General features: G+C 47.1%; 21 protein-coding genes. 10 read left to right on the forward strand and 11 right to left on the reverse strand.

The genetic code is table 11. From position 1 onward, the window contains the following. Positions 1-14 precede the first annotated feature (14 nt). Positions 15-602 carry a nucleotide exchange factor GrpE gene (gene grpE / locus GN241_00390; GenBank protein ID XAT55948.1) on the reverse strand — a complete coding sequence of 196 codons (588 nt, stop codon included), beginning with the start codon at positions 600-602 and terminating at the stop codon, positions 15-17. A 3-nt stretch (positions 603-605) separates the two neighbouring features. After that, positions 606-1,646 (reverse strand): heat-inducible transcriptional repressor HrcA, encoded by a 1,041-nt coding sequence (hrcA, locus tag GN241_00395; GenBank protein XAT59127.1) that lies wholly within the window; start codon positions 1,644-1,646, stop codon positions 606-608. 139 nt (positions 1,647-1,785) lie between these two features. Here hrcA and GN241_00400 point away from each other — a divergent pair, with 139 nt between their 5' ends. Genes GN241_00400 through GN241_00415 form a run of 4 tightly spaced genes read left to right on the forward strand, consistent with a single transcriptional unit; the run spans position 1,786 to position 4,612 of the window. Continuing rightward, positions 1,786-2,499, forward strand: coding sequence for a ribonuclease PH (locus GN241_00400; GenBank protein XAT55949.1), 714 nt, complete (start codon positions 1,786-1,788; stop codon positions 2,497-2,499). Beyond that, complete coding sequence (rdgB, locus tag GN241_00405; protein XAT55950.1) at positions 2,496-3,110, forward strand: RdgB/HAM1 family non-canonical purine NTP pyrophosphatase; 615 nt, start codon at positions 2,496-2,498, stop codon at positions 3,108-3,110. Before GN241_00400 ends, rdgB begins: the two co-directional genes overlap by 4 nt. Continuing rightward, entirely contained in the window at positions 3,100-4,257 is a 1,158-nt protein-coding gene (locus tag GN241_00410; protein XAT55951.1) for a coproporphyrinogen III oxidase, read from the forward strand. The genes rdgB and GN241_00410 overlap by 11 nt, the downstream gene beginning before the upstream one ends. A 1-nt stretch (position 4,258) precedes the next feature. Then, entirely contained in the window at positions 4,259-4,612 is a 354-nt protein-coding gene (locus GN241_00415) for a DUF454 family protein (GenBank protein XAT55952.1), read from the forward strand. Here GN241_00415 and GN241_00420 read toward each other — a convergent pair. From GN241_00420 to hemJ, 7 genes are all read right to left on the reverse strand, one after another. Continuing rightward, complete coding sequence (locus GN241_00420; protein ID XAT55953.1) at positions 4,587-5,522, reverse strand: ParB/RepB/Spo0J family partition protein; 936 nt, start codon at positions 5,520-5,522, stop codon at positions 4,587-4,589. The two genes, GN241_00415 and GN241_00420, sit on opposite strands and share 26 nt — an antisense overlap. Further along, complete coding sequence (locus GN241_00425) at positions 5,523-6,320, reverse strand: AAA family ATPase (protein XAT55954.1); 798 nt, start codon at positions 6,318-6,320, stop codon at positions 5,523-5,525. A gap of 4 nt (positions 6,321-6,324) precedes the next feature. Beyond that, positions 6,325-6,960, reverse strand: coding sequence for a 16S rRNA (guanine(527)-N(7))-methyltransferase RsmG (rsmG, locus tag GN241_00430; GenBank protein ID XAT55955.1), 636 nt, complete (start codon positions 6,958-6,960; stop codon positions 6,325-6,327). Continuing rightward, a complete protein-coding gene (gene mnmG / locus GN241_00435; GenBank protein ID XAT55956.1) occupies positions 6,957-8,819 on the reverse strand; it encodes a tRNA uridine-5-carboxymethylaminomethyl(34) synthesis enzyme MnmG in 1,863 nt (620 codons plus the stop codon). The genes rsmG and mnmG overlap by 4 nt, the downstream gene beginning before the upstream one ends. 13 nt (positions 8,820-8,832) lie before the next feature. Beyond that, entirely contained in the window at positions 8,833-10,119 is a 1,287-nt protein-coding gene (gene mnmE / locus GN241_00440) for a tRNA uridine-5-carboxymethylaminomethyl(34) synthesis GTPase MnmE (protein XAT55957.1), read from the reverse strand. A gap of 22 nt (positions 10,120-10,141) precedes the next feature. Then, entirely contained in the window at positions 10,142-11,413 is a 1,272-nt protein-coding gene (gene rho, locus GN241_00445) for a transcription termination factor Rho (GenBank protein ID XAT55958.1), read from the reverse strand. 105 nt (positions 11,414-11,518) lie between these two features. Then, positions 11,519-11,968: a protoporphyrinogen oxidase HemJ gene (gene hemJ, locus GN241_00450; protein XAT55959.1), complete on the reverse strand. Its 450-nt coding sequence runs from the start codon at positions 11,966-11,968 to the stop codon at positions 11,519-11,521. A 368-nt stretch (positions 11,969-12,336) separates the two neighbouring features. On the opposite strand from hemJ, the gene maf reads away from it, so the two are divergent. Genes maf through dnaQ form a run of 4 tightly spaced genes read left to right on the forward strand, consistent with a single transcriptional unit; the run spans position 12,337 to position 14,966 of the window. Then, on the forward strand, positions 12,337-12,936 hold the full coding sequence (maf, locus tag GN241_00455) for a septum formation protein Maf (protein XAT55960.1): 600 nt from the start codon (positions 12,337-12,339) through the stop codon (positions 12,934-12,936). Beyond that, positions 12,933-13,766 (forward strand): shikimate dehydrogenase, encoded by an 834-nt coding sequence (locus GN241_00460; GenBank protein XAT55961.1) that lies wholly within the window; start codon positions 12,933-12,935, stop codon positions 13,764-13,766. Before maf ends, GN241_00460 begins: the two co-directional genes overlap by 4 nt. Continuing rightward, a complete protein-coding gene (gene coaE, locus GN241_00465) occupies positions 13,763-14,353 on the forward strand; it encodes a dephospho-CoA kinase (GenBank protein XAT55962.1) in 591 nt (196 codons plus the stop codon). The genes GN241_00460 and coaE overlap by 4 nt, the downstream gene beginning before the upstream one ends. Further along, entirely contained in the window at positions 14,346-14,966 is a 621-nt protein-coding gene (gene dnaQ / locus GN241_00470; GenBank protein XAT55963.1) for a DNA polymerase III subunit epsilon, read from the forward strand. Before coaE ends, dnaQ begins: the two co-directional genes overlap by 8 nt. Positions 14,967-15,054: 88 nt before the next feature. Here the strand turns inward: dnaQ and secB are convergent, their stop codons facing one another. Further along, positions 15,055-15,537 carry a protein-export chaperone SecB gene (gene secB / locus GN241_00475; GenBank protein ID XAT55964.1) on the reverse strand — a complete coding sequence of 161 codons (483 nt, stop codon included), beginning with the start codon at positions 15,535-15,537 and terminating at the stop codon, positions 15,055-15,057. An 82-nt stretch (positions 15,538-15,619) separates the two neighbouring features. Continuing rightward, positions 15,620-16,102, reverse strand: coding sequence for an FxsA family protein (locus GN241_00480; GenBank protein ID XAT55965.1), 483 nt, complete (start codon positions 16,100-16,102; stop codon positions 15,620-15,622). Positions 16,103-16,205: 103 nt separating this feature from the next. On the opposite strand from GN241_00480, the gene GN241_00485 reads away from it, so the two are divergent. Together GN241_00485 and GN241_00490 are read left to right on the forward strand one after the other, a co-directional pair. Further along, positions 16,206-16,859: a Tim44/TimA family putative adaptor protein gene (locus GN241_00485; GenBank protein XAT55966.1), complete on the forward strand. Its 654-nt coding sequence runs from the start codon at positions 16,206-16,208 to the stop codon at positions 16,857-16,859. 58 nt (positions 16,860-16,917) lie between these two features. Beyond that, complete coding sequence (locus GN241_00490) at positions 16,918-17,529, forward strand: DNA mismatch repair protein MutS (protein XAT55967.1); 612 nt, start codon at positions 16,918-16,920, stop codon at positions 17,527-17,529. Positions 17,530-17,647: the final 118 nt, after the last annotated feature.

The raw sequence follows: 17,647 nt of genomic DNA on the forward strand, positions 1-17,647 counted from the left end.
GCTGAAAAACCGCTTTAAGATGCAGGGGTCGAGGACACGCCAACCTGAGAGGGACGCAGCAACCGATCGTGCAACATGAAACCTTCAGCGGATACCTGAATAATATCACCGGCTTTTGTGCCTGGAAGCGGGGCTTCAAACATCGCTTGGTGCAGCTGCGGATCAAAACGATCACCAACTTGCGGTGAAATAGGTTGAATGCCGTGCTTTTTAAACACGTTCAACAATTCCCGCATCGTTAACTCGACGCCTTCGATCAGCGCCGCCGCAGCTTCTTTTTGCTCGTCACCCGCCGCTTCAACCGCCCGTTTCATATTGTCATACACAGGCAGTAAATCGCGCGCCATTTTCGAACCACCGTAATTTTCGGCCTCGCGGCGATCTTTATCAGCCCGTTTGCGCGAATTTTCGGCATCCGCCAAGGCGCGCATGAACCGGTCGCGATATTCATCCCGCTCAGCGGTTACAGCAGCCAATTCATCAACCTCATCGGTTTGCGCATCCTCTTGAGTGATATCGATTAGCTCTTCCTCAAGGGCCTCTTCTGCCTCTTGCATTTGATCAATATCATCCAAAAATTCTTCTGCTTTTGGCTCTTCCATAACTTACCTTTCAATGCGGTCGGAAATAAGCTTGCCCACCAATTGCGCGGTATAATCAACCAGCGGCACAATCCGACCATAATTCAACCGCGTTGGACCGATCACTCCGATGGCCCCAACGATTTTACGTTCTGAGTTCATATAGGGAGAAACAACCAAAGAGGAACCCGTAAGTGAAAAAAGTTTGTTCTCTGAGCCAATAAAAATGCGCACACCATCGCCTTGCTCGGTCAGTTCAAGAAATTCTGCGATATCGCGCTTGCGTTCCAAGTCATCAAACAGGTTTCGGATGCGCTCCAAATCCTCTTCATGCGCCTCTGATTCTAGCAAATTGCCACGGCCACGCACGATCAAGCGTTCATTATCATCGCCTTGGGTTTGCCAAACCGCCAAACCTTGCGTCACCAATTCTTGCGCCAAACTGTCAATTTCTTGCCGCCTTAAATCAACATCATTTTGAATGGTCGAAAGCAATTCGCTTAACGTGCGCCCTTCAAGCACTGCATTTAAAAAATTTGCCGCTTCGCGCATAGCGCTGGGCGTTTGCCCGACCGGCGGCGTAAACAGACGGTTTTCAACATCGCCATTGGAATAAACAAGAACAACCAACGCCCGGTCAGGGGATAACGATACGAACTCAATATGCTTTATTGGTTGTTCTTGCTTTGGCGTTAACACCAAAGAGGCGCCATGGGTTAACGCCGAAAGCATTGATCCCACGCGATCCAACACGCTGTTGACATCTTGGCTGCTGCGATCCACGGTTTGATCCAGCTTAAGTTGATCTTCCTTGCTAAGCTGATCCACTTCCAAAAACCCATCCACAAACATGCGCAACCCCAATTGCGTGGGCACCCGCCCCGCACTGATATGCGGGCTGTCAAGCAAGCCTAAAAATTCAAGATCCTGCATCACATTGCGCACAGTGGCCGCGCTGACCTTTTCATTTAAGGTACGGGTAAGCGTGCGCGACCCAACGGGGCCACCACTTTCTAAATAGCCCTCAACCAACCTGCGAAAAATTTCCCGCGACCGTTCATTCATATTGTTTAAAAGATCTGGGCTACCCATATCGCCTAATCCTTTTTAAAACCGAAAAGCACCGCCCGGTTCAAAACTATCGGGGTTGCGTCTCTATATCAGCCGCTTGTATGCATCAGTGCAACATAGAAAGGTTTATAACATGCGTCCCTCAGGAAGAAAATTAAATGAAATGCGTTCGGTAGAAATTGAAACCGAGGTGACCAAACACGCCGAAGGGTCATGTCTGATCAAAATGGGCGACACGCATGTACTGTGCACCGCCACCATTGAAGATCGGGTGCCCTCCTTCATCAAGGGATCCGGGCTTGGCTGGATAACAGCGGAATATGGCATGCTGCCAAGATCAACCAGTTCGCGCATGCGCCGCGAATCAACGGCTGGCAAACAAGGCGGACGGACGGTAGAGATTCAACGCCTAATCGGGCGCTCCCTGCGGGCGGGCGTGGATCGTTTAGCGCTGGGCGAGCGCCAAATTACCGTGGATTGCGATGTGATTCAGGCTGATGGAGGCACCAGATGCGCCTCAATCACCGGTGGCTGGGTGGCGTTACAGCTGGCGGTCAATAAATTGCTAAAAACTGGCGCGGTGCTTTCTAACCCGCTGATTTCACCCGTGGCCGCGGTCAGTTGCGGCATATATGCAGGCCAAGCCGTGCTTGATTTGGATTATCCTGAAGACAGTGAAGCCGGCGTGGATGGAAATTTCATCATGTTGGCAAATGGTCAAATGATCGAAACTCAGATGAGCGCTGAGGGCGCTACTTACTCGCGCGCGCAAATGAACCAATTGTTGGATTTGGCAGAAGCCGGCGTGGCCGCATTGGTGCAAGCGCAGCTAAAGGCCGTTGGATGAGCCGTTTACTTCAAGAAGATCGCCTGGTATTGGCCACCCATAACCAAGGCAAACTTGAAGAAATCGCCGCTTTGCTTACGCCATTTGATGTAAACGTGGTTGGGGCCGGCAGTTTAAACCTGCCTGAACCAGAGGAAACCGAATCCAGCTTTGTCGGCAATGCCCGCATAAAAGCCCATGCTGCGGCAAAAGCGACGGGCTCACCCGCGCTAGCCGATGATAGCGGCATTGAAATCGCAGCGCTAAACGGTGCTCCCGGGGTTTACACCGCCGATTGGGCGGAAACCCCCAAAGGGCGTGATTTTATAATGGCAATGGAAAAAGTACATTTCGAGCTTGAAAAAATAAACGCGCCTGCTCCGCGCATCGCCCAGTTTTGTTGTACGTTGGTACTGGCCTGGCCCGATGGGGCCGATGCGGTGTTTGAAGGGATTATGCCTGGCCAAGTGATATGGCCAATGCGCGGAGACCAAGGCCATGGCTATGATCCAATTTTTCAACCTGACGGCTATAAGGTCACCTTCGCTGAGATGGACCGTTGGGAAAAGAACCGCATCAGCCACCGCGCCAGAGCCTTTGAAAAACTGATACGGGAATGCTTTGGTGGATGATTGGACATATGGGGGCTTTGGAATATACATCCATTGGCCCTTTTGTTCTGCAAAATGCCCCTATTGCGACTTTAACAGCCATGTCTCTAAAAAAATTAATACAAAGCAATGGCTTAAAGGATATTTATCCGAAATCCAGCGGGTAAGAAATACGGTTGGCCCGCGCCTGGTCAATAGCATTTTTTTCGGCGGTGGCACGCCTAGCCTGATGGATCCCGAGATTGTTGAGGCGGTCATTGGCACCATTAAATCCAGCTTTCCTATCAGCAATCAATTGGAAGTGACGCTTGAGGCCAACCCAACCTCGGTTGAAGCAGGCCGCTTTGCGGCCTATCAAAACGCAGGCGTGAACCGAATTTCAATGGGAATACAGGCGTTAAATGATCCAGATTTGCGCAGACTTGGCCGATTGCATACTGCGCAAGAAGCCCGGTTGGCGTTTGAAACCGCGCGCAATATTTTTGCCCGCGTCAGTTTCGATTTAATTTATGCGCGGCAATATCAAACCCTTGCGCAATGGCAGGCAGAGTTGAGCGAGGCACTTGCAATGGCGGTCGATCACTTCTCTCTTTATCAATTAACCGTCGAGGCCGGAACCGCCTTTGGCGATCGTTACAAAATCGGCAAGCTACCAGGCCTGCCAAACAATGATCTTGGCGCAGATCTTTATGAGCTTACTCAATCTTTATGCGATGCGCATAATATGCCTGCCTATGAGGTTTCAAATCATGCAAAAAAAGGGGCAGAATGCCTGCATAATTTGATATATTGGCGCTATGGCGATTACGCCGGTATTGGCCCAGGGGCCCATGGGCGATTAACGCTAAAGGGTCAAAAATTTGCCACTGAGGCATTTTACAACCCAGATAAGTGGCTTGCCGCGGTTGAACAGGGTACTGGAGAAAAGTCTGCGCAGCAGATTGATCGAACCGCACAAGCCACAGAATATTTGCTGATGGGCTTACGGATCAAAGACGGTATTGATTTAGAGCGCTTTGAGAATCTGGCAGGGGCACCACTGAATATCGAGGCTCAAACCTCTCTTGAAGATATGGGTTTGCTAATACGTAGCGATAAAAGCCTGAAAGCCACGCGAGCCGGCACCGCCGTGTTAAACTCTGTTATCAATTCCTTATTAGAGGCGTGACATGCGGATTATTTGGTTAATCTTGGGTTTAATTGCATTGGGGTTGGGATGTTTGGGGGTGGTTTTGCCGCTTCTGCCAACCGTACCCTTCATCTTGCTTGCAGCATTTTGCTTTGCAAAAAGCTCAAATCGATTGCATGGCTGGTTATTAACCCATCCGATTTTTGGCAAAATGATCCAAGATTGGCGTCAATCAGGCGCGATTTCCACAAAGGCCAAAAAAATGGCTACCATATCGATTGCTTTGGTTTTTGCAATTTCAATGATCACCGGCGTGAAACCGCTAATTTTAACAATACAAGCAGCCGTCTTGGGCTGCGTTTTAGTGTTTATTTGGACTCGACCTGCTGCGTAGCACTTAAAATCCGACACAGATCATCCAATTGATCAAGATCACTATAAGTAATTGATATTGTTCCTTTTTCTGTTCCAGCTACATGTGAAACTAGGACTTTCATGCCCAATCCTGCGGATAAATCAGCTTCCAAAGCGCGCGTATCTGCATCTTTTTCCGCCGAGTTTTTCGCCTTGGACTTCGGCTTGTCTTTTGGCCCATCAGCTTGCGCTGCCCGCTTTACAAGCCGCTCGGTCTCGCGCACCGAAAGCCCTTTTTTCACGACCAGACGCGCAAGGTCTAATTGATCATCTGACGTAATCAGCGCCCGCGCGTGGCCCGTGGTCAATTGCCCTTCCCGCAGATAGGTTAAAATCTCATCCGGAAGGTTTAACAACCGTAAAAGATTGGCAATATGACTGCGGCTTTTTCCAAGCGCCTCTGACATTTGCTCTTGCGTGCGCCCAAAACGCTCCATCAAATTTTTATAGCCTTGCGCCTCTTCCACCGGATTCAAATCGGCACGCTGGATGTTTTCGATAATTGCCACTTCTAGCACTTCAGTATCTGAAAATCTGCGCAGCACGACGGGTAGCATATGCAATTGCGCAATCTGCGCCGCACGCCATCGACGCTCACCCGCTACAATCTCAAACTCATCCTCATGCTCGGGGCGCTCACGCACAATCAACGGCTGAATAATGCCTTTTGCGCGGATAGAATTCGCAAGATCATTTAGGTTTTCTTCGGTAAAATTGCGACGCGGCTGATTTGGATTGGGAAATATCTTTTCAATCGGAACATTCATATCGCTTTTAACAGGAATAGTATCCGCGGGTTGCCCTTGTTCTTTTGATATGGATCCAACATCGGACATTAACGCCGATAAGCCCCGTCCAAGACCCCTAACTTTTCCTTTTTTATCAACCATTTAGACCTCTTTCACCGATGCTGTCGCCAGATTATTTTTCAAAAACTCCTGCGTTAAGGCCCGATAGGCCATAGCCCCTTTTGACAGGCTGTCATATTGTAAAACCGGCATTGAAAAGGACGGCGCTTCGCTTAACCGCACATTCCGCGGAATTTTGACCTGGAACACCAATTCGCCAAGATTATCGCGCGCATCCTGTTCGACTTGCAGCGACAAATTATTGCGCTGATCAAACATCGTTAAAACAATTCCCTCGATACGCAAGTCTGTATTGGCGGTTTTACGCACTTCACGCACCGTTAACATCAACTGGGACAGGCCTTCCAAAGCAAAAAACTCGCTTTGCAAAGGAATAAGAACCGAATCCGAAGCCACCATCGCGTTCACCGTTAAAAGCGATAACGATGGCGGGCAATCGATTAAGATGTAATCAAATTCATACGCTTTCATGCTGTCTTGCCGCAAAGCATCCAACAAGAGCGAACTGCGCTTTTCATTTGAGACCAATTCAAACTCGGCTGAGCTCAGATCAACGGTGGATGGGATAACGCTTAGGCCCTTAATATTAGTGTCTATGATAGCATTTTTGAGGTGAGAAGGATCGAGCAAAAGATCAAATATAGTAGTGTCGCGCGCACTTACATCAATTCCCAATCCGGTTGACGCATTGCCCTGTGGATCTAAATCAACGATCAATACTTTCAAACCCGATTCCGCTAGCCCAGCCGCCAAATTTATTGAGGTGGTTGTTTTGCCAACACCTCCCTTTTGATTGGTAATCGAAATAATCTTAGCCATTTTTTTATTTGCTGCGTGGCGCACCTGTCACGTTCCTTACGCTTAATATCACTGCCTCATGGTTGGTTTTACTGATAAAGCGCTCTGCTTGAAATTGCCAACTTTTTTCAGCCTCTTTTACTTCTTTTGACCAATTTTTGCCTTTCATGAACAAACATTGCGTATTTTGACACATAAAGGGATGCGTGAGCCTTAACAAATCGTTCAAATCAGCCAAGGCGCGGGCAGAAATAACGTCGGCTTTTAAAGGGCCTACGGCCTCGATACGCTTGGCCTGAACCATTGCGTTTAATTTCAGCTCCCGCATGACGGTGCGTAAGAATACCGCCTTTCGCTGATCACTTTCAATCAAAGTCACACGCAACTGTGGGTTAAGCTCTTTGGCCAAAATCGCAACAACCAACCCTGGTAAGCCACCCCCACTGCCTATATCAATCCAATGCGCGGCATGCTTTGACGCAAGCCCCATCACCTGAGCAGAATCGCAAATATGGCGGACCCACACATCCTCGCGCGTCGATTTTGAAATAAGATTTATCCGCGTGGTCCATTTTTCCAGTAACCGCTGATATGCTTTCAACGCGTCATATGTTTCACGTGAAACATTTAAATCAGAAAAAAGGGTATAGTGCCCAGTCATCCGGTTTTAAGGCGGTTAAACTGGCGCAGTTTCGCCAATAATAACATGGTGGCCGCAGGGGTCATTCCTTCAACCTTTTGTGCTTGGCGCAAATTTTCGGGCTGGCGATCCGTAAGTTTTCCGCGAAGCTCTGATGAAAGGCCATCAATATCTGCGTATGAAAACCCTTGTGGTATTTTTAACGCCTCATCGCGCTGCACTGCTTCAATATCTTTTTTCTGCCGCGCGATATAATTTGAATATAAAGCATCGCAACTTAATTGTGCTGCGATATCCGGCTCAATATCGCGTAAATCGGGAGATAGAGCGAGAAGATCTTCAAACGTTACCTTGGGGAAAGACAGAACCTGATATAACGAGCGGCGAGAACCATCTTGAGTTACCTCGATACCACTGGCCTGTAATTGAGTTGGGGTAAAGCTATCTGCATGCAATTGCGCCGTGGCCTTGACCAATTTTTCTTGTTTTAACGAGAAAGCCGCATACCGCTCTGCGCCCACGCAACCTAGCACAATCCCCTGAGGCGTTAGCCGTTGATCCGCATTATCCGCCCGCAGCGAAAGCCGAAATTCCGCCCGTGAGGTAAACATACGATAAGGCTCGCTTACCCCACGCGAAATAAGATCATCAAGCATCACGCCAATATAGCTGTCACTTCGCGAAAAACTGGGACCCTCGCGGCCCAAAGACTGCGCAGCGGCTGATAAACCTGCCACCATGCCTTGCGCTGACGCCTCTTCATAACCGGTGGTGCCATTAATTTGCCCCGCCAAAAACAAACCTGGCACGTTTCGCAAAGCCAAAGACATATCCAACGCTCGCGGATCAACATAATCGTATTCAATCGCATAACCTGGCTGCGTGATAAGCGCGTTTTCTAATCCCGCGATCGAGCGCACATACGCTTCCTGTACATCTTGTGGAAGCGAAGTGGAAATTCCATTTGGATATATCGTAGTCACATCCAAACCCTCGGGCTCCAGAAAAATTTGATGCGATGTCTTGTCAGAAAACCTGACAATCTTATCTTCAATCGATGGGCAATAACGCGGACCTACCCCATCTATATGGCCGCCATACATCGCAGAACGGTCTAGGTTCTTCCGAATAATCGCATGAGTTTTTTCATTTGTATGCGTTATACCGCAAGCGATTTGCCGTGCTGCCGGTTCTTTAGACAAAAACGAAAACAGCGTCGGCACGTCATCACCAGGCTGGGTTTCCAGCCCCTGCCAATCGATCGTCGTCCCATCCAAACGCGGAGGAGTGCCCGTTTTCAAACGCCCTAAAGACAATCCAAATTCATCAATTCGCTGCGCGAGTTTTACCGATGGCTTATCGCCCATCCTACCGCCTGGCCGCGAGACATCCCCAATATGAATAATTCCACGTAAAAACGTACCGGTGGTTAAGATCACCGAATTCGACCATATTTCCGATGCGTCCGCCAATACAACACCAGATATCTTCGACGGTGCGCCCAATAGATCCACAACCTCACCGTTTAATAAGGTAAGGTTTTTCGTTGCCTTTAATTGCGCCTCTATCGCCGCGCGATATAATTTTCGATCCGCCTGCGCGCGAGGGCCCTGCACGGCAGGCCCTTTGCGGCGGTTGAGCAAACGAAACTGAATACCCGCCTGGTCTGCGGCCCTGCCCATGATTCCATCAAGCGCATCCACTTCGCGCACTAGATGGCCTTTACCCAATCCCCCGATCGCCGGATTACAAGACATCGCGCCCAAATCATACGCAGATAAAGTTATTAAAGCGGTTTGCGCACCCATACGCGCCGCCGCAGCCGCCGCTTCACAGCCCGCATGCCCACCACCAACAACGATCACATCAAAATGTTTCACGTGAAACACTCCATCATTTACCCAAACAAAAACTGCTAAAAATTTCGTCCAAAATGGATTCTATCCCAATTCGCCCAATAAGACCATCCATCGCACGACAGGCCCGATGCAGCTCTTCTGCTGCCAACTCATAAACATCCGGCCCACTCTCTAAGAGCAAAAGAGCTTGATCCATAGCCACAACTGCTTCTTGCAGAGCGTGTCTATGACGCTCACGCGTTGCAACACCTAAAGTAGAAGTCCTTTCTTTCAATACACTTTTTAGATGATCAACAAAACGGTCAATCCCCGCCCCCGTCCGCCCTGAAATGCCAAATTTTTCGTCACCTTCATCGCATTTCGCCAACAGCACTATGTCATCCGGTGTCATCTCAATCCCTACGGGCACAGCGCCATCCAATGACAATACAGCACGAATATCTGCAGCATTTGCGCGCGCCAACGCCCGCTCAACACCCAATTCTTCAATATGGTCCGACGTATTACGTAATCCCGCCGTGTCCAATAACGTCACCGCGAACCCATCCAAGTCCATCCGTACTTCTATGATATCGCGCGTCGTCCCAGCCACATCCGACGTCAATGCCGCCTCACGCCCGGCCAATGCGTTCAGCAAAGTTGATTTTCCAACATTGGGCTTTCCGACGATCGCCACTTCGAAACCGGCCCTTACCCGCTCTGCCATCGCAACGCCCCCCGCCTCAAGGATCAATGTGGCGCGTGTACTCTTCACCAGATTGCGCACTTCCGGGGTAACATCTACGGGTACCTCCTCATCCGCGAAATCAATTGTTGCTTCCAGCAACGCACAGGCGCGTAACAGATCCAACCGCCACTGCACGGCACGCTGGCCCAATTCCCCTGACAAAACCCTTAATGCCTGACGCCGCTGCGCCTCAGTTTCAGCATCAATCAAATCCGCCAGACCTTCGACCTGCGTCATATCCAAACGGCCATTTTCCAGCGCGCGCCGCGTATACTCACCCGGCTCAGCCATCCTTACGCTCGAATGCTTACAGCATTCAGCCAGAACTGCCGAAACAACTGCTAAGCTACCGTGACAAGCCAATTCAACGATATCCTCGCCGGTGAAGCTTTTTGGCGCCGCAAACCACGTGACCAGTCCGCTATCAAGCGCTACACCCTCGCCATCGGTAATCCGCCGCAAAACCGATAGCCGCGGCTCTCCTAGTTTTCCGACCAACGCACCAGCGCAAGCACAAGCTTGCGGACCTGATAATCTAATTACAGATATACCAGCTTTCCCGTGACCAGATGCCAAGGCAACGATCGTGTCCATTGGGCCTACACCCCGAAAAATGTTAAGAATTCATTGAGTCAAAGAAGTCAGAATTGGATTTTGTTTGCTTAAGTTTCGAAATTAAAAACTCCACTGCATCCGTTGTTCCCATAGGATTCAAAATACGCCGCAGCACAAAAGTTTTCTGAAGATCTACCTTATCAACCAGCAAATCTTCTTTTCGCGTACCAGATTTCAAAATATCCAACGCCGGGAAAACGCGCTTATCGGCAACTTTGCGATCAAGAACGATTTCAGAATTGCCCGTCCCTTTAAATTCTTCGAAAATCACCTCGTCCATCCGACTTCCAGTATCGATCAAAGCGGTTGAAATGATCGTTAATGATCCCCCCTCTTCGATATTGCGCGCCGCGCCAAAGAATCGTTTCGGGCGTTGCAAAGCGTTTGCGTCAACACCGCCGGTCAGTACCTTGCCCGAGGATGGAATAACCGTATTGAATGCCCGGCCTAAACGTGTAATCGAATCGAGCAAAATCACCACGTCCCGCTTATGTTCAACTAAGCGCTTGGCTTTCTCAATCACCATTTCAGACACTGCAACATGCCGCGTCGCTGGCTCATCAAAAGTGGAAGAAACAACTTCACCCTTCACAGACCGTTGCATATCCGTAACTTCTTCTGGACGTTCATCAATCAACAAAACGATCAAATAACATTCAGGATGATTTTGTTCGATACTGGTCGCTATATTTTGCAATAATACCGTTTTACCTGTGCGCGGAGGCGCGACGATCAAAGATCTTTGGCCTTTGCCGATCGGCGCAACCAAATCAATTATGCGCGCAGATTTATCCTTCGCCGTTGGATCTGCCAACTCCATCGTCAGGCGCTCATCCGGGTAAAGCGGTGTAAGATTGTCAAAAGCAATTTTATGACGGGCTTTTTCAGGCTCTTCGAAGTTAATTTTAAACGGATTCACCAATGCAAAATAACGTTCATTTTCTTCTGGTGCTTTGATCACTCCTTCGATCGTGTCACCCGTGCGCAATGCAAATTTTCGAATCATTTCCGGCGATACGTAAATATCATCTGGACCAGGCAAGTAATTCGCCTCAGGTGAACGCAAAAACCCAAAACCATCCTGCAAAACTTCAAGCACGCCATCGCCCGCAACTTCCCACCCCTCATCCGCGCGCACGCTCAAAATTTGGAACATCATTTCGCCTTTGCGCATCGTTGATGCGTTTTCGATTTCCAATTCTTCGGCCAAATCCACTAAATCTTTTGGACTTTTGCGTTTCAAATCAGAAAGGTTCAGCCGTTCGACCACCATGATATACCTCTGGTTGCAGCATTCACCGCGTTATGTCTGTTAATAGGAAAAATCGCCAGAATAGGCTCAAGTCTACTTACGATAAATTTTTCTAAAGTTAAACCATTAAAATTTTACGATCACTGAAACCACTATCGCAATCATCAGAACGGTTGGAACTTCGTTCATCATTCGATAATACCGACCTGTTTTTGTAAAATTTCCAGATCTAAACAATTCACAATGGTCAGCGCACCATTTGTGAAACCAGGTCATCCCAAAAATGCTTACAAATTTTACCCATACCCAAACCATTGACCAATCAATAATGCCCGGAATAAAGACCATCAAAAGACCGCAGATCCAAGTTAGAATCATTGCAGGTCGCATAATAAACCTAAGCAGTTTTCGTTCCATAATTTGGAACGTTGTATCAAGGATATCGCCTTTTTTTGCGCGTTCGCTGTGATACACAAATATTCTTGGTAAATAGAATAAACCGGCCATCCATGAGATGACCGCTAAAATATGAAGTGATTTTATCCAAAGATAGAAATTGCTTAGAACATCAATCATGCTTTCCCCAAATCCGAGCAAGTCTATTTAATAAAGTAATATAGATAGAAAGGAAGTAGTATATGTAGACAAACAAGTTTCTGTGGATCAAATTTTTTCCAGCTATTTATCCACAATAAAAAAACTGAGTAAAAAAATATTTCAATATATTTTATATTTAAATTAGATACTTAAAAAAATTTCTGAATTAAATTATGTGTTAAATTGACTATCCACAGTTTAAGCAAGGACAAACTTATCCTTTTCCACATTGTATATTTATATGGTTTTGCTAATTTTATACGTCAATTTATAAATATTTGCGTTTCTCGCTGTGTATGCGGTAATTTTGCCTATCTATCCACCCAGTTTTTGGACAAGTTATCCACATGCGACCTTCTCTGATTTTGGCTTCTTCATCCACTGCGCGTGCAACATTGTTGCGTAATGCGGGTATTGTGTTTGAAATATACCCCCCAAAAATTGATGAACAAATGATAAAAGAAAGCATGATTTCTGAAAATCTATCACGCCGCGATATGGCGGATCATTTGGCAGAAATGAAAGCATCTAAGGTTGCTTTAAAATTTCCAGATTCATTTATCATCGGATCTGATCAAATTTTGGAATTTCAGGGACGGGTTATTTCGAAACCCCAGAGCAAAGCAGAGCTTTTTGCGCAATTGCAAGCGTTTCAAAACAAGACCCACAGATTGTTTACGTCCGCTGTCATCTACCATGAAAACCGCCCAATTTGGCGGCATATTTCAAAGGTAGATGTGTCTTTTAGATCGTTACCCGATACGGTTCTCACCGCATATATTGATCAATTTTGGGATCATATTCAATATTGCGTTGGGGGATACAGGCTTGAAGCTGAAGGCGTGCAACTTATCCGTAGAATCAATGGTGACTATTTCAGTGTTTTAGGGTTACCGTTATTAGAAGTGCTTAATTTCTTATCGCTTAGAGGGGATTTTTCAATATGACTGTGTCAAAAATACCTCTGGTAGCTGTGATTGGTCATCCAATTTTTCATTCAAAATCACCACTGTTGCACGGCAATTGGTTGAAAAAACTGGGGCTTCCGGGTCATTATATACCCGTCGATGTTGAACCTGTTGATTTTGGAAATGTGCTTAAAACCATGCCGAAAATGGGTTTTGTGGGCGCTAATGTCACAATTCCGCACAAACATCTTGCTTTAACGCATGCTGATCACGTATCCGATCGAGCGGCATTAATCGGAGCTGCGAATACATTATCGTTCAGCGAGGATGGAAAAATCTATGCTGATAATACCGATGGGTATGGATTCATTGAAAATATTAAAGATCATCAGCCTGATTGGAATGCAGCCTCAGGACCAGCACTGGTTTTGGGGGCCGGTGGAGCCTCGCGTGCTGTATTATCGGCATTGATAGAGGCCGGGGTTCCCGAAATATATTTAGCGAATAGAACGCGCGCCAGAGCGGATCAGTTGAAAACCGATCTTGGGGCAAGGATTCAAGTTCTGGACTGGTCAAAAGTCTCAAATATTTTGGATGGCATTGATTTAATGGTGAATACGACATCTTTGGGCATGGTGGGAAAGCCAGATTTATCATTAAGCTTGAAAAATCTTACCGCTAAAACATTGGTAACAGATCTGGTCTACACACCGCTCGAAACCGATCTCTTAAAGCAAGCCAGCGCAATTGGATGCCCCGTGGTAGATGGTTTGGGAATGTTAATACATCAAGCAGTACCGGGTTTTGAGCGGTGGTTTGGTAAAAAGCCAACCGCTGATCAAGAAACGCGTAACTTATTGTTATCATGAGTTTTTTATTAGGTCTTACAGGATCTATAGGAATGGGAAAATCCACAACCGCAGGGTTTTTCAAAGATGCAGGCTGTGATGTGTGGGATGCCGATGCAGCCGTACATCGACTTTATGCAGAACAAGGCGCCGCGGTCGCACCTTTGTCAAACCTATTCCCAAAGGCATTGATTGAGGGTGCAATCTCAAGGCAAGTGTTAAAGCATGAATTACAAAAAAACCCTGATTTGATTGGGCAGCTGGAAGCAATCATCCATCCGCTCGTGGCGCAGGATCGACAAACCTTTATAGACTCAGCCCAATCAGATATATTGGTCTTTGATATTCCACTGCTTTTTGAAACCGGCGCAGATGCCCATATGAACGCCGTAATTTGCGTAACTATAGATGAAGAAGAGCAAAAGAAACGCGTGCTGGAACGCGGAACGATGAACGAGGAGATGTTTGAGCAGATTAAATCGCGCCAATGGTCAAATTCTCAAAAATGTGAAAAAGCTGATTTTGTGATTTTAACAGACACGCTGGATCATGTGCATGCGCAAGTGGACAATATATTGGCAAATTTAAGGGCGGTGAAGGATGCGTGAAATTGTTTTGGATACTGAAACCACGGGCTTGGATCCCAATCAAGGAGATCGAATCGTTGAAATAGGCGCCGTTGAATTGTGGAATCACATTCCAACCGGGAAAACCTATCATCAATATATCAATCCCGAGCGCAATATGCCCAATGAGGCCTTTCAAGTGCATGGTTTGGGGGATGATTTTTTACGCGATAAGCCTGTATTTGCGAGTATCGCGGCCGATTTTGTCGAATTTATTGCCGATTCCAAATTGGTTATTCACAATGCCAGTTTTGATATGCGGTTTTTAAATGCTGAACTTTCATGGGTGAAGCGGCCGCAAATCCCATTAGAACGCGCCTTAGACACATTGGCCATTGCACGTAAAAAATTCCCCGGATCGCCCGCGTCATTAGATGCGTTGTGCCGCCGTTTTGGGATAGATAACAATGCTCGCACGCTGCATGGCGCTTTGCTCGATTCTGAAATATTGGCTGAGGTTTACCTTGAGCTTATTGGCGGCAGACAGCCAGATTTTATGCTTTCTGCTCAAGTGAAAACCTCAACTGATCGAGTAGGCGCGGACCGGAACGTTTCAGGATCAAAACAGCGCCCAAGGCCCCTTACCCCCGGGTGAGCGAAGGGGAGAAAAAAGCGCATCTTGAAATGGTTGCAACCCTAGGAGATCAAGCGGTCTGGCGTGATCATATTTGGGAAGAATAGATTTAGTTTTTGATTTCTTCAGACGCGGCTTCGGTTTGGCGGCGCAGCGCTTCGCTTCTATAAAGTTGCATGAAATCAATTGTTTCTAAGTTAAGGGCTGGGAATCCGCCATCTTGAGTAAGATCACTAACCACGCGTCGCAAGAATGGGAAGATCATCCGAGGGCATTCAATCATAAGAAACGGGTGCAATTGTTCATCCGGAACGCCGGTCACGGTAAACACGCCTGCATATTCGATCTCTAATAAAAAAAGCTGATCATTTGTATCTTTGGACTTTGAATCAATATTTAATTTGATGATTGTTTCATATTGATTGGCAATTGAGCGTTTCCGTGCGTCTAATTTAACTTGTATTTGAATATCAGGTGTAACATCGCCGGAGACGCCTTTTTGAGCGAGAATGTTTTCGAAAGATAAGTCTCGAATATATTGCGCCAGCACGTTTACAGAGGGTTGCGCTGGTTGTGATGTCTCTTCGGCCATGTCGGGTTCCTTGAAAAATTATGTCGCGATTGCCTAGCAGTTTGCAGCAGCGGCCTCAATGGTGCATTGCGTTGTTGCTGGGTTATGGATCCTTTTTAGGGGAAAGCTCTTCGTAAACGCCTTCGATCGTGGTGTCTGACGCATGGCCTTCGCCATTTTGAGAGCTGCGGTTCGCGTCCATAGTGTTTGCATAGGTGAATGAAAACCCATTTTGCGAATTTAGGATGCGTTGTTTAACGCGCTCAAACAGCCAAATGCGGATATTTGGTACCAAAAGTGAAAAGCCAAATGCGTCGGTGAAGAAGCCCGGCGTTAACAGCAAAGCACCCGCCAAAAGAATCATAACGCCATGCGCCAAAGGCGCGATTGGGTTTTCGAGAGTTTCAACGTTGTTTTTGAGCTGTGATAAAGCGCTGAGACCTTGTTTGCGCACCAAATAAGTGCCCAGAAATGCAGTTGCAATCACAATACCCAATGTTGACAGTAAGCCGATCTCACCGCCGATCTGTATGAACAGGGCAATTTCAATAATGGGTACGGTTACGAAAAGGACGAATAGCCACATTACAAAGCGCTCCTAAATATCTGCCAAGTTGTGGACTTGTGAGCCCACCTCACCTAAATAAGAACTAACTTTTGTTTTTACCACCTTTGGGAATGAGCTTCTTATGAATGCGATTGCGATCGAAATCTTAGTCTTGGCTGGTATAGCCATTTTCTTAATCATGCGCTTAAAAAAAGTTTTGGGAACACGTGAAGGCTTTGAAAAGCCTAAAGCGCAATCGCCCGCCACTTTGCGCAGCCCTGATTTGAAAGTGATTGAAGGTGGTCCAGATGCAGATATTACGGATCATGTGCCCGCCGGATCCGAGCTTGCGCAAACGTTCACTTCGATAAAGGCGGTTGATTCGGGGTTTTTGGTCTCTGAATTTTTGTCAGGTTCGCGCGCTGCGTATGAAATGATTTTAATGGGGTTTGAGCGCGGCGATTTGAGTGCGGTGCGCTCGTTCTTGTCGGATGAAGTGGCCAATACGTTTGATGAAGTGATCGCGCAACGCAGTTCACAAGGGTTGCAGATTGAAGCCGAGTTTTTGGGCATACGTGAGATGAAAATCAACGATGTTATATTCGATAAAGCAACGGATATGGCCGAAATAACCGTGTCTTTTATTTCCGAATTAATTTCGGTTGTGAAAAACAGCGATGGCGAGATTATTGAAGGTGATGAAAAGAAATCCAAACGGCAAAAGGATGTTTGGACATTCTCAAAAGATCTTACAAGCCAAGATCCGGTTTGGTTTTTGGTCGCGACAGGCGAATAAATTTTATTTTAAAAGCCTTTTATAACTTCAAGATTGATGAGGTGGGTGAAGAGGGCGGATGAAAAAGCGGCGATTAAACAAAGAAGAAGCGGCGCTTTGGGACCAAGTTGCCAAGACCATGCAGCCTCTTCGACCGCCCAAAGCGGCGAAACTATCAGAGACAAAAAAACCAAGATTGGTTTCTTCAAAACCAAAACCAACCTCCAGCTTAGGCCTATTTGATTTGAAGATTTTTGAAATCGGTTCAAAATCACAAACGGCGCTTGGCCAAAGCCTTGCGATGAGCCGCACCGGTTCAAAAGCGCCAGCATCCAAACCAATATTGCAAATGGATCAGAAGTCTTTCTTTAAAATGCGGCGGGGAAAATTAGCACCCGAGGCGCGGATCGACTTACATGGGATGACGTTGAATCAGGCCCACCCCGCCTTAACGCAATTTATTTTATCTGCACAACGCGCGGGGCGTCGGTTGGTTTTGGTGATCACGGGAAAAGGCGAGGGCGGCGGCCCGCATCCTTCTGCATCGCGCGAGCGTGGGGTTCTGCGTCGGCAAGTGCCTCAATGGCTGCATGCCCCTTCGCTCAGACACGCAATTTTGCAGGTAGATCAAGCCCATATATCGCATGGTGGCGAGGGGGCATATTATGTTTATCTTAAAAAAAGACGCTAGTTTCATATAGGTTTTGTTACATTTGAATGGCGAGTAAAGCACTGGTTTTTCATCTTGTCATTTGACTGGTGAAAAAAAAGCCTTATCCTTTTTTAATCAACCTGACTGATTTTTGAAA

Source organism: Rhodobacteraceae bacterium IMCC1335, from assembly GCA_039640495.1.
Lineage (GTDB): Bacteria > Pseudomonadota > Alphaproteobacteria > Rhodobacterales > Rhodobacteraceae > Thalassovivens.